The organism is Roseivirga misakiensis, assembly GCF_001747105.1.
Classification (GTDB): domain Bacteria; phylum Bacteroidota; class Bacteroidia; order Cytophagales; family Cyclobacteriaceae; genus Roseivirga; species Roseivirga misakiensis.
Genome location: NZ_MDGQ01000005.1, coordinates 579,778 through 591,514, shown reverse-complemented (window position 1 = coordinate 591,514; position 11,737 = coordinate 579,778). Strand labels below are relative to the sequence as shown.

The window sequence follows — 11,737 nt, the reverse complement described above, 5'->3', positions numbered from 1 at the left end:
TGATTAGTTTTGAACATTTACGATTGTACCGTTGGCTACTGTTCTGTTGCCTTTGTCTACAACCACTTCTCCGCCTTTTAGGCCTGAAAGCACTTCTGTATGATTATCGTAAGAATAGCCCAACTTGACATGTACTTTTGTTGCTCTTTTGTTTTCTACTGTGTAGACAAAATTGCCTTCAAAATCTTCTTGGATCAGTCTAGATGGAATAACGATGGCTTCATCTGCCGCGTAATCCGTAAGTCTTAATTGTGTCACCAAATTGGTTTTAACAGCACTTCCAAGTTTAGGCAGTTGTACCTCAATCGTAAAAGTTCTGCTGGCTGGGTTAATCACTTTACCCACAGAAATGATTTTAGACACTTCTTCTTTATTGAGTGACGGGATACTCACAGTCACTTTGTCGCCTCTTTTGAACTTAGCAATATATGCTTCAGATACCTCAGCAGTTATATACATATTAGAGTTACCTACTAAATAAGCGATCGGCATACCAGGCTGAGCAATTTCACCCTGTCTTACAGAAACAGTTTCGATTGTTCCGCTGAAAGGTGCCTTTATCTCCGCTTTGTCTATTTGCGTCTGTAGTGTAGCTAACTGCTTTTCTAAAGACTCCTTGTTATTCTTTGCTTGTAAGTAATCTATTTCTGTACCGATATTCTTTTTCCAAAGTCTATCTCTTTTCTCAAAAACAGTTGTTGCAAATTCTAACTGATTCTCTAATTCATCTACCGTTTTCTGAAGGTTATCAGCGTCAATAGTGGCAAGAGTTTGCCCCTTATTTACATATTGTCCTTCTTTTATTGGAAGACTTGTCAATAGGCCCATCATTTCAGCACTAATAGTGACATTTGTTCTAGACTCTACGTTGCCTCGGATTTCGATCTTATGTTCGAAATTCTCTTTTAAAGCATTTACCGTAGTGATCAGCGTTGCTGATTCTGCTGGTTTATTATAGTTAGGATCTTCGGCCACTAACTCTTTTTCAATTTCCGAAACTTCGGTTTCCAACGCTTTCATTTCAGCTTTTGCTTCCTGAATTCGTGCCTTTTTACTTTCAATAGTATCTTCTTGGCCACAACTAAAAGCAACCAAAGCCAATACTAAAATTGTGATGATACTCTGAGGTTTCATGTCTATATATTTTTTTGATATTCTGTAAGTCATTGTTGTATTAGTTGAGTTTTCCTAAAGATTTATCGAGATCAATTTTTGCGATAATCGCATCATACAAGGCGGTGAGGTAATTTACCTCAGCTTGTTTGTAGCCATCTTCTGCATTGATCAATTCTAGATTTGAGCCGATACCTTCAGTGTATTTTTCTCTGGTTATTTCGGTTACTTCTTTGGCTAATGCCATGTTTGCCTCTTGTACTTCCAAACGCTGAAGATTTACTTCTAAAGCGTCTTTAGCATTAATTAGCTCTTGTTGTAAGTTATTGGTCAATAAATCATACTGGTTGTTCAGCGTTTCCAGCTGATACTTTTTTCTCTCTGTAGTATATTTTTTCCTTAAGCCATCGAAAACCGGGATATTCACATTTAGTCCAACAAAGGAACTTCCAAACCACATTCTATCGCTATTCCAAAGGGTGCCAAAGGAATCATTACCTGTATTTCTACCCCATCCTGCATTTAAAGTCACTTTTGGAATATACTGAGACCTGATATTCTTGATATCTAGAATCGCTAGGTCTTTCAAGTAATTAATCTGTTGTGCCTCTAATCGCTCTTGAACATTGTAGGCCTGCACTTCGCTATTTGAATAACTAAAGTCAAAATCGTCTAAAGTATCAGATAGACTTAGCGGCTGAATGACAGGCATACCCATACTCAATTTTAGTATGTTTTTACTTGAAGCAATTACCTGAGAAACTCCTTGTCTTTCCGTTTTGAGATTATTCAACTGCACTTGAAGGCGCGTTACGTCGATTTTCTCTGCAAAACCATTTTCGTAAAGCTGTCGAGTTTCTTCGAGCGTCTTTTCTATGGTTTCTATATTGGTATCGATCAAATCTGTTCTTACCTGGTTGACTAAAACCAAGTAATAAGCCTTTGTAACAGCTTCCACCACGTCAACTTCTGTCTTCTTCTGATCTACCACCACTTTTTCACGAAGTTTTCGGGCTGCCTTTAATCCAATAAAGAATGAGCCATCCCATATCATTTGTGAGGCCGTAATATTGAAATTACTCTGGTGCTGAATACCAAAAGCCACTGTAGTGATATCATTTGGCCCGGCGGTCGGGTCAAATACACTTGCTCTTAAAATACTTTGCTGCAGTTGGGTATTGTTCGTATATCCAAAATTGGCATCGATCTGTGGCAAGCCATCGGCTCGAGTTTCAAAAACTTGTGCCTCAGCATCTTTAGTTGTGACCATGGCATTCTTCAAGTCCTGATTATTGGCTAGAGAATACTCTATGGCTTCTCGCAGAGAAAATACATTCTGCGCATTAACACCGAACGCTATCAGCATTAGCAGTGCTAAAAAGTTTACTCTTCTAATTGAGCGTTTCATTTTGCTTAACTTTTGAAGTGGTGTACTGATTAAAAAGTTGATGACCTTCTATTGTAAACAGGCCATGTATAAAGTGATCAAATAATTGCATTTGTACGTCGTAGAGAGAATATTGCTCTCTTGGAAACAGGTTCCTCATGATAAATGACTGAACTTGTTCGATTCTCATAACCGCCACAATATTGGGGTCAACTTCGGCCCGAAAATAGCCTTCTTTTTGTCCTCTAATGATGACATTTGTGATCGACTCAAGCATTACGCCTTGCTTGAAGTCTTCATACATTTGCCACGATTCAGGATAAAATTTCTGAAGCTCGTTCATTAAACTCATCTTCATATCTTTCATTGATTCTCTCAAACACTGAGAAACCAAGATTAACTCTTGGACACTATCCTCACTGTCATTGGCAGAACCTTGAAATCGTTCTTTTTCAAGGTTTAAATGTAGATGAGTAATGGTATTGACTAACTCCTTTTTGTCTTTGAAATATTGGTATATCGTCTTTTTAGATATCCCTAAATCTCTGGATATATCATCCATCGTGACCGTCCTGATGCCAAACTGCAACATTAGCTCACTTGCCCGCTCTGCTATCTTCTCTTTCATTTCCATTCTTCGACAAAACTAGGGAAACTATTCTGGTATCCAAAGTTTCCTGATGTGCTAATGACGTGAGAATGAATGTTTTTGTTCCATTTTTTGAAAAAATATTTTCGAAATACTGAATGAAAACGTATGCATAAACGAAAGGAAGTTTCGTGAATTCACATGACTAAAGGAGATTCCAGAAGTGAATAGGAAGAATACAATTGAAAAAATAAAACGTCAGTTAGATGACGTCATAATCTTTCGATTTTAAATTTCCTCTTTTTTCGATCGTGCTACGGGTCATTTTTTGCCATCAAGACAATTTGAATAAGTAGATTTACTTCACGTACTTTGACTTTACACTCACGAACCATGCGCTACCTTTTTATCGTAATATTCCTTAGTCTAGGGTTCACCTCACAGCTTTCGGCGCAACACGTTTACCCGATTAAATTTGATGATTGCTATCTGGACCAATTCAAGTTTGAGACCGATCTAATTCGTGTTAAAGTCGATCAAAAAGAACTAATTGATAAAATTACTGCTGGTTGGACTTCAAAAATGATTAACAAAGCTGTTGGTGATTTGGGGTTACAAATTCTAGTGGATAAACGTGGTAATTCCTGCTTAGTCAGTGTTCGCAACGACACGAATATGAACCTGAAAAAGATGAACCTAAGTAAAAACATTAATAGTAAACTGAAATGGACTGGTACCGGAGACAAAATTTCGGCATTGGTCTTGTTACAGTTCAAAGACGGGACCATTACCACGAAACGATTGGGAACCGTAGACATGAAAAATCTTACGGAAATAATAAATAATTAAGCTTACTGAAAACTTTTTGATAATTCTGTTTGAATGAAAAACCTCTACTTCTGTTTACTCTTCTTGCTCTCCTACTCTGCATTTGGTCAAAGTAGTAGTCTGATTGAGGCAAGAACACTTCAAGCTGAAGGCAAATTAACGGAAGCTTTGGAGGTGATCAGCAAGGCGGTGAACAAAGAATTATCTGAGGATGGCGGTGCATGGTATACCTATGCTGAATTAAATAAAGCGCTTTTCCAAAAGAGCCAAGTTGACTCGGAGAAATCAGAATTTCTAACGGAAGCGATCCGAGGGTATCAAATGACCCTTAAAAATCCTTCAGACAATGTTCGGATTAACCTATCGGCGGGTCAAAGCATAGACTTACTTTACCAAACGCTCATTCAAAATGGCGCTACCTTTTACCAGCAACAGGAATATGAGGCGGCACTTAAAGCATTTAACAACGCTATTCTGATTGAACCAACCGATACTACGATCATTACTTATGCTGCTAATGCCGCGGTTCAAGCCCAACGCTACGATTTAGCCATTGCCAACTTTCAGAAATTGATTGATATCGCTCCAAAGGTTCGAACCTATCAGAACATGATCAGCCTTCAAAAGGATACTCAAAAAGATATAGCGGGTGCTTTAAGCACTATTGAGCAGGCAAATTCAGATTTTCCTGAGTCTTCAGTTTTCAATCGATACAAATTGGATATTCTATTAGATCAAGAAGAAAATCGGGCTGCTATTGGTTTAATTGATCAGATCATGGAAAAGGAACCTAACAACAACCAGCTCCTTCTCCGAAAAGCCGTATTACACGATAAATTTATAGCAGAAATAAAGGGTACGGAGCCTTTGGATAGTGCTGCGCTTCAACAAGAAATTGACTGGGCTGAAGCAGCTTATTTAAGTGCATTGGAGCGGGATAAAGAGAACGTAACGGCTAATTTCAACCTAGCCATGCTCTACAACGATCAAGCGAATACTTACTACAGGTCTATTAATGCCATGACTTTAGAACAGTATAAGTATGGACATCAAGCTTATGAGGAAAAGGCACTTGATTTTATCAAAAAAGCCCTGACCCTAATGGAAACTGCTTCGGCACAAAAGCCAGACGACATTGGGATATTAAAGACGCTTGTAAGCTATTATAGCCGGCTTGAAATGGGTGAGAAAAAGCGTGAAGTAGAAAAGAAAATTGAAGCACTCGGTTTTTAAGCCTCTCTAGTTTCGTATTCTATAATTTGTCGCTACTTCATTGAAAAGCTCGATTTGATCCTCTACCCACTCACTATCCCTGCCTAATTCTTCCGCCATAATTTCGGCCACTCTAGGTGCTATTCGCAAAGACTCCTTTGCATCCAAAAACAACCCACGAACCCTTCTTCCAAGCATATCTTCCACGGTTCGAGCCATTTCATGTTTTACCGCCCAATAGACTTGTGAACGTTTCAAAGGAAGCGTCTCACTAATTACTTCAGCCATTGCTGGATTATCTTCTTCCAAATCTAATAGTTGGTATTTATCAGTTCCATAAACTGCTAGCGGATCGGTAGTTAAGTCTAAATTCTTATCGTAACCATATACAGGCAGGTTTTTCGTAATACACTTCCGCTCAGGCAAGTCACCGATCAGCATGGCATTATCGACAGTATCTTCGGCCATTTTTCGGTAAGTCGTCCATTTTCCACCAATAATGGTAATTAAACCTGATTGAGAAATCATGACTTTATGGTGTCTGGATATCTCTTTTGTTGATTTTCCGTCACCTTCTGGCTTCGCTAAAGGTCTTAGGCCTGAAAAGACACTCAAAATATCGTCACGCGTTGGCTGTTTAACTAAATACTGACCTGCCGTTTCCAAGATAAAATCTATCTCGGCTTCCTGGGCTTCAGGTTCGAGCTTAGGTTTTTCGATCATAGTATCGGTGGTACCTAAAACTACTTTATCGTGCCAAGGCACAGCAAACATGACACGGCCATCTTTAGTCTGTGGCACCATAATCGCGTGTTTATCAGGAAGGAAGTCTTTACTTACCACCAAATGAATACCCTGGCTTGGTTGGATCATTTCCTTCACGTCAGGTTCGTCCATTTTTTTAACGCGATCCGCAAAAACACCCGTAGCGTTAATTACGGTTTTTGCCTTAATGCTATAATGTTTGCCAGATTCGAGATCTTTGCCTTTTACACCACAGATTATGTCATCTGCGTCTTTTTCTATCCCGGTAACTTCAAAATAATTTAAGAGCGTTCCATTATAATGCTTAGCCGTGCGGGCCAATGAAAGTGCCATTCGCGCGTCATCAAATTGGCCATCATAATAGACTACACCTCCTTTGAGGCCTTTTTGGTCGATGGTTGGTATTCGTTCAATCGTTTCGTCCTTCGTCAGTTTTTTCGATGAACCAATACCGAGCTTACCTGACATGAGGTCATAAACTTTCAGACCGACTTGATAAAATGGTCCATCCCACCATTCGTAGTTTGGAATAACAAAGGCTTGATTTTTAACTAAATGAGGGGCATTCTGAATCATTAAACCCCTTTCCTTGAGGGCTTCTAAAACCAGAGAAATATCGCCTTGTTGTAAGTATCTCACCCCCCCGTGTACAAGCTTGGTACTTCGGCTAGACGTGCCTTTCGCAAAGTCATGCTGTTCTAAAAGAAGGGTTTTATAACCTCTCGAAGCAGCATCTACCGCCGTTCCTAGACCTGTCGCTCCTCCTCCGATCACTACTATATCCCAAGGCTCTGTTTGCTTTTTGAGCCTTTTCAGCATTTTCTCTCTCTTCATAACATTGAATTATCTAAAACTGAGGAATTCAAAAACCAACAATCTCTTACGCTACCCAGGCTTTAGCACGTTCTACAGCCCTGGACCAATTTTTCTTAACATCCTCCACATCTACGCCTGATGGCTCAAAGGTCTTATCGATCGCCCAAAGCGACTGAATCTCCTCTTTGTTTTGCCAATAGCCAACTGCCAAGCCTGCTAAGAAAGCCGCACCTTGCGCTGTAGTCTCCACAATTTCGGGTCTTACAATTTTTAATCCTGTAACATCGGATTGTATTTGCATTAAGAGATTGTTAGCAGAAGCACCACCATCCACTCGGAGTTCTTTTTGTTCTATTCCAGAATCTAGCGCCATCGTATCTATCACCTCCATACTTTGTAGTGCCAAAGCTTCCAATGCGGCTCTAGCAATATGGCCTTTCTGTGTTCCGCGCGTTAGTCCTATCATAAGGCCTGTACTATACTGATCCCAATGCGGTGCCCCTAGCCCTACAAAACCAGGCACAAAGTAAACACCACCATTATCCTCAACAGATTTCGCCATAGCTTCTATTTCGGGCGCATTGTCAACAAAGTGAAGGTTATCTCTTAAAAACTGAACAATGGCTCCTCCAATGAAAATACTGCCCTCTAAGGCATACGTAACTTTTCCATCTATTTGCCAGCCAATAGTAGAAAGAAGTTTATGTTTTGATTTGATCACCTTATCTCCGGTATTCATCACCATGAAACAGCCAGTCCCGTAGGTATTTTTCACCATACCAGGCTCGGTACACATTTGTCCAAAAAGCGCAGACTGCTGATCTCCAGCGATACCCGCTATCGGAATTTCTGCTCCAAAAAGGTCGGCATCAGTATGTCCATAAACTTCGCTACTGCTTTTCACATCTGGCAGCATCGACTTTGGTACGTTAAACATTTTCAACAATTCTTCATCCCATTCCAGGGTATGAATGTTGAAGAGCATCGTTCTACTCGCATTACTTACATCAGTAGCATGAACTTTGCCGCCAGTCAGTTTCCAAAGCAACCAAGAGTCCACCGTACCAAATGCTAATTCTCCATTTTCTGCCCTTTCTTGTGCACCATCGACATGATCTAGAATCCACCTGATTTTCGAAGCAGAGAAATAGGCATCAATTAATAGTCCAGTTTTATGTTGAACCAAATCCATTTGCTCCACCGTTTTTAAAACCTCACAAGCATCTGCCGTACGCCTATCTTGCCATACGATCGCCTTGTGAATGGCCTTGCCTGTTTTCCTATCCCAGACAATTGTCGTTTCTCGCTGGTTTGTAATGCCAATAGCCGCTATATCAGATGCATTCGCGCCTTGTTTTTCAAGCACATCAGTAATCGTGAATTTTTGCGTTTCCCATATCTCTAATGGATTATGCTCTACCCAACCTGGCTTAGGATAAAACTGCTCAAATTCCCTTTGAGAGACATTTACGATTTCACCTTTCTTGTTGAATATGATGGCCCTTTCACTGGTAGTTCCAGCATCGACCGTAATGATATACTTAGACATTTGAGGATATTTTGTGACGACTGACTAAATTATAACAATTATTCTTTCAACCGAGAAAATCATGAAAAAGACCTACCCAATTCTTGCCTTGTTTTTTGCGCTTATTTCAAATACCATTTTTGGACAAAGCCAAGTATTGGAAAGCCAGCACTTCAAGAGCCAAATATTGGGCACCGACATCTATTATTCTGTCTATTTACCCGATGGATACAAAAGCAATTTGCGGTTCTATCCTATCGTCTATCTCTTAAATGGATTCACTGGTGACCAGACAGATTGGATTCAGTTTGGTGATATGCAGCGGATAGTCGATGAGGGCATTGAAAATGGTGATTTTCCACCGATGATCATCGTGATGCCTGACGGCGACGATCGGTTGTACATGAATAACCATGATAACTCTTATCGGTATGGAGATATGTTTTTGGAAGAACTCATGCCGACTGTAGAGGAGAAGTTTCGTGTCAGGGCGACTAAAGAGTTTCGAGGAATTAGCGGACTATCAATGGGTGGTGCTGGTACATTAAGAATGGCCATGCAGCATCCAGAATTGTTCAGCGCAGCGGCAGGCTTTAGTTCAGCGGTTAACACAGATGAAGAGTTACTTTCTGGTGGTCAAGCTGGGTTTGATGGCTACTGGGGTCGAGTTTTAGGAAAAGGGCTAAAGGGTGAAGCTCGTTTATCGGATCACTATCGAAAAAACTCTATTCTGGATATCGTTAAAAATGGTGACCAAAGAAAGCTTAATGCTGTCCGATATTATTTCGACTGTGGCGATGATGATTTCCTTGCCGTAGGGAATGCCAGTTTACATATTGAAATGAAAAAGCGTGGCATTCGACACGAATACAGGGTTAGAGATGGCGCCCACACTTGGGACTTTTGGAGAACTTCCCTACCGATCGGTTTGAAGTTTATTGGGCAAAGCTTCACACGATAAACAGACTATCTGAACGACTTTAAGCTAAGCAGCAGGGCAAAAATTGTAAGCCCTAAGAGAAAGACAAAGCCATTGGCTAAACCCCATTCTTCTGCAATAAAACCAATGATCACAGGACCGATCAGCATACCGATATAACCTGAAGATGCTACCGTGGCAATGCCACTAGAAGGGTTCAGGCCATCAATTTTAGCCGTAGCACTGTAAAGGATCGGCACGATAACCGCATAACCAAGACCCGAAACGCTAAACCCAAGCATAACCAAAATTGGGTTGTTCAAAAGTGTCAGTCCCAAACCAAATATCCCGATAACTAAACCGAGTATTACTAAAAATCGACCTCCTAGTCTACCAGTAAGTTCGTCTCCTTTAAATCGCATTAAGGCAGTGGCTAGGGAAAAACCAGCAAATCCAAAACCAGCAAATTGTGCGCTCACGCCAAGGTCGTCCCTTAAGTAAATAGTACTCCAATCCGTAATTCCACCTTCGCTCATCATTACGCATAAACCAATCACAGCATATATAATCACTTTAATTGGTGGAAGCTGGAAACCAGCCGAAGCCTGCCGCTTTTCAGCGTCGATAAGATGTTTAAAGTGGGGAAGTAAAAAGAGCAGTAAGAGTACGGCCAGAATGGACATTTGTAATGTCAATTCCACTTTCAGGAATATAAAAAGTGCTCCAAGCAGTGCTCCAAACATACCCCCAATACTGAAAAAGCCATGGCAAGCCGACATAATCGACCTTGATTTTACACTTTCTATTTCCGCTGCCTCCGCGTTCATCGCTACATCAGTAAGCCCCAAAGCCAGACCCACCAAATAAAGGGCCGCCATCAACCCATAAAAGCTAGGAGCCAACCCCGGAAGAATGATAACCACCAGAAATACGATTATGGCAGCCGTCGTAGTTCGCCGCTCTCCAAATCGAGCGATAATTTTGCTGTAAAAGGGAAGTAACGTTGCCGCGCCGAGCGGCAGGAAAAATAAGGCAGTACCCAATTCACTTTCACTCAGGCTAAGCCTGTATTTAATATCAGGCAGTCTGGTGATAAATGCGCCAAAGGCAATAGCCAAAGCCATAAAGACAAAAGCAGTTACCTTATTCTCAGGGTGAGTCAGAAGAAGTTTAATCCGCTTGATCATAGTTTATAAGTCAACTCTACCCTATTCTCATCTGGATCTAGAATAACACTTTCAAAATAGCCATCTCCTGTGACGCGTAACGGCTCGATCACTTCAAAACCATCCCGTTGAAGACGCTCCGTAAGCTTGGTGACTTCTTCTTGAGAATTTAGGCCAAAAGCGATGTGAATTAACCCAGTGAACTGCTTCCTTATATCATAAGAATGTGCTGGAATCTTAGGCATTTGCATTAACTCCAATCTTGCACCACTTTCGAATTCAAGAAAGTAGGAGGAAAACTTTTTGGCGACGTTGTTATACTTTTTACCCGCTTTTCCATCGAAATATTTCACATAGAAATCCTTCAATTCGTCAAGCTTGTATGTCCAAAGTGCAACATGTTCTAACACCATAGCTGAAATGTTTACTCCAAATTAAGCTGGTCTGTTTGGAAGTATTTCTTCGCATATTCACCACTTTTTGAACAATATTAACTTACAAAACCTAATTACTTGAATTTTAAGTCAATATGATTCAAATTGAATCATGCGGCCTTTAGTCGAAAAAATATCGCCTGACGTCGGGAGCTCTTTTCACATCCAGAAATATGTGACCAAGCACGAGTGTGCTTTGGACTATTGGCACCACCACCCCGAGTACGAACTCGTTTACGTTCACCAAGGGAAGGCAGAACTTTGCATCGGCAATTACCTATCGAATTTTCAAGATGGTGTTTTGCTTTTTATTGGCCCCAATATTCCTCATCAGCCCTTTCTGAAATCTGGCGAAGACCACAACTTCGAAATCGTTCTTCAGCTGAAAGAAGATTTTATGGGAGAAGGATTTTTTGAAAAGCCCGAGCTGGCACAAATCAAGCAGTTATTTGAACGTGCGAAACAAGGAATAATCTTTGGGAAGGAAACTAAAGAGAGATCCGAGGAAATGCTTTTAAATATCTTGACTGCCGACCCTTTTAAGCGACTGGTCTTGTTACTCGATTTTTTGCATGAATTGACCACATCTTCTGACTACAAAATCATTAATAGCAACGCGGCTTCTCTGGCGATCTGAACGGGTGATTTTAATCGCATGAAGCACGTTTATGAGTTTGTAGCAGACCGATATATGGAAGATATCAGTTTGCAAGAAGTAGCAGCATTGACCAACCTAACAGTCCCATCATTTTGCAGGCTCTTTAAAAGACTCACCTCCAAGACATTTACCCGCTTCTTGAATGAATACCGCGTCACGAAAGCCTTGCAACTTTTAAATTCAGAAGATTGCTCGATATCATCAGTTGCCTTCGATTCGGGTTTTAAAAGTCTGTCTTATTTCAACCGGCAATTCAAGGAAATCACAGGACACAAACCCTCCCACTACAAAAAGGCTTTTCAGCATCTGATCGTGAACTAGA

Annotated in this window: 12 protein-coding genes; 5 read left to right on the top strand and 7 right to left on the bottom strand. The window is 40.7% G+C overall.

Going from position 1 to position 11,737, the window contains the following annotated elements; genetic code table 11:
* Positions 1 to 3: 3 nt before the first annotated feature.
* From BFP71_RS10380 to BFP71_RS10370, 3 genes are read right to left on the bottom strand one after another with little or no spacing between them, the layout of a single operon-like run.
* Positions 4 to 1,134: an efflux RND transporter periplasmic adaptor subunit gene (locus BFP71_RS10380; RefSeq protein ID WP_069837041.1), complete on the bottom strand. Its 1,131-nt coding sequence runs from the start codon at positions 1,132 to 1,134 to the stop codon at positions 4 to 6.
* A 40-nt stretch (positions 1,135 to 1,174) separates the two neighbouring features.
* Entirely contained in the window at positions 1,175 to 2,521 is a 1,347-nt protein-coding gene (locus BFP71_RS10375) for a TolC family protein (protein ID WP_069835404.1), read from the bottom strand.
* The gene (locus tag BFP71_RS10370; RefSeq protein WP_176723349.1) at positions 2,505 to 3,128 is read right to left on the bottom strand and encodes a TetR/AcrR family transcriptional regulator; all 624 of its coding nucleotides are present in this window, start codon (positions 3,126 to 3,128) and stop codon (positions 2,505 to 2,507) included. Before BFP71_RS10370 ends, BFP71_RS10375 begins: the two co-directional genes overlap by 17 nt.
* A 354-nt stretch (positions 3,129 to 3,482) precedes the next feature.
* On the opposite strand from BFP71_RS10370, the gene BFP71_RS10365 reads away from it, so the two are divergent.
* Positions 3,483 to 3,938, top strand: a complete 456-nt coding sequence (locus BFP71_RS10365; RefSeq protein WP_069835402.1) for a hypothetical protein — start codon at positions 3,483 to 3,485, stop codon at positions 3,936 to 3,938.
* A 33-nt stretch (positions 3,939 to 3,971) separates the two neighbouring features.
* Positions 3,972 to 5,150, top strand: coding sequence for a tetratricopeptide repeat protein (locus BFP71_RS10360; protein ID WP_069835401.1), 1,179 nt, complete (start codon positions 3,972 to 3,974; stop codon positions 5,148 to 5,150).
* 6 nt (positions 5,151 to 5,156) lie between these two features.
* Here BFP71_RS10360 and BFP71_RS10355 read toward each other — a convergent pair whose 3' ends face one another.
* Together BFP71_RS10355 and glpK are read right to left on the bottom strand one after the other, a co-directional pair.
* Positions 5,157 to 6,728: a glycerol-3-phosphate dehydrogenase/oxidase gene (locus BFP71_RS10355; protein WP_069835400.1), complete on the bottom strand. Its 1,572-nt coding sequence runs from the start codon at positions 6,726 to 6,728 to the stop codon at positions 5,157 to 5,159.
* A 46-nt stretch (positions 6,729 to 6,774) separates the two neighbouring features.
* The gene (gene glpK / locus BFP71_RS10350) at positions 6,775 to 8,259 is read right to left on the bottom strand and encodes a glycerol kinase GlpK (RefSeq protein ID WP_069835399.1); all 1,485 of its coding nucleotides are present in this window, start codon (positions 8,257 to 8,259) and stop codon (positions 6,775 to 6,777) included.
* 61 nt (positions 8,260 to 8,320) lie between these two features.
* Between glpK and BFP71_RS10345 the strand changes: the two genes are divergently transcribed.
* The gene (locus BFP71_RS10345) at positions 8,321 to 9,199 is read left to right on the top strand and encodes an alpha/beta hydrolase (protein WP_069835398.1); all 879 of its coding nucleotides are present in this window, start codon (positions 8,321 to 8,323) and stop codon (positions 9,197 to 9,199) included.
* A gap of 5 nt (positions 9,200 to 9,204) precedes the next feature.
* Here BFP71_RS10345 and BFP71_RS10340 read toward each other — a convergent pair whose 3' ends face one another.
* Both BFP71_RS10340 and BFP71_RS10335 read right to left on the bottom strand, forming a co-directional pair.
* Positions 9,205 to 10,344 (bottom strand): MFS transporter, encoded by a 1,140-nt coding sequence (locus tag BFP71_RS10340; RefSeq protein WP_069835397.1) that lies wholly within the window; start codon positions 10,342 to 10,344, stop codon positions 9,205 to 9,207.
* Entirely contained in the window at positions 10,341 to 10,736 is a 396-nt protein-coding gene (locus BFP71_RS10335; RefSeq protein WP_069835396.1) for a VOC family protein, read from the bottom strand. Before BFP71_RS10335 ends, BFP71_RS10340 begins: the two co-directional genes overlap by 4 nt.
* 133 nt (positions 10,737 to 10,869) lie before the next feature.
* Here BFP71_RS10335 and BFP71_RS19160 point away from each other — a divergent pair, with 133 nt between their 5' ends.
* Both BFP71_RS19160 and BFP71_RS19155 read left to right on the top strand, forming a co-directional pair.
* Positions 10,870 to 11,394, top strand: a complete 525-nt coding sequence (locus BFP71_RS19160; protein ID WP_088124983.1) for a cupin domain-containing protein — start codon at positions 10,870 to 10,872, stop codon at positions 11,392 to 11,394.
* Positions 11,395 to 11,412: 18 nt separating this feature from the next.
* Positions 11,413 to 11,736, top strand: coding sequence for a helix-turn-helix domain-containing protein (locus BFP71_RS19155; protein WP_088124982.1), 324 nt, complete (start codon positions 11,413 to 11,415; stop codon positions 11,734 to 11,736).
* The last annotated feature ends 1 nt before the right edge of the window (position 11,737 follow it).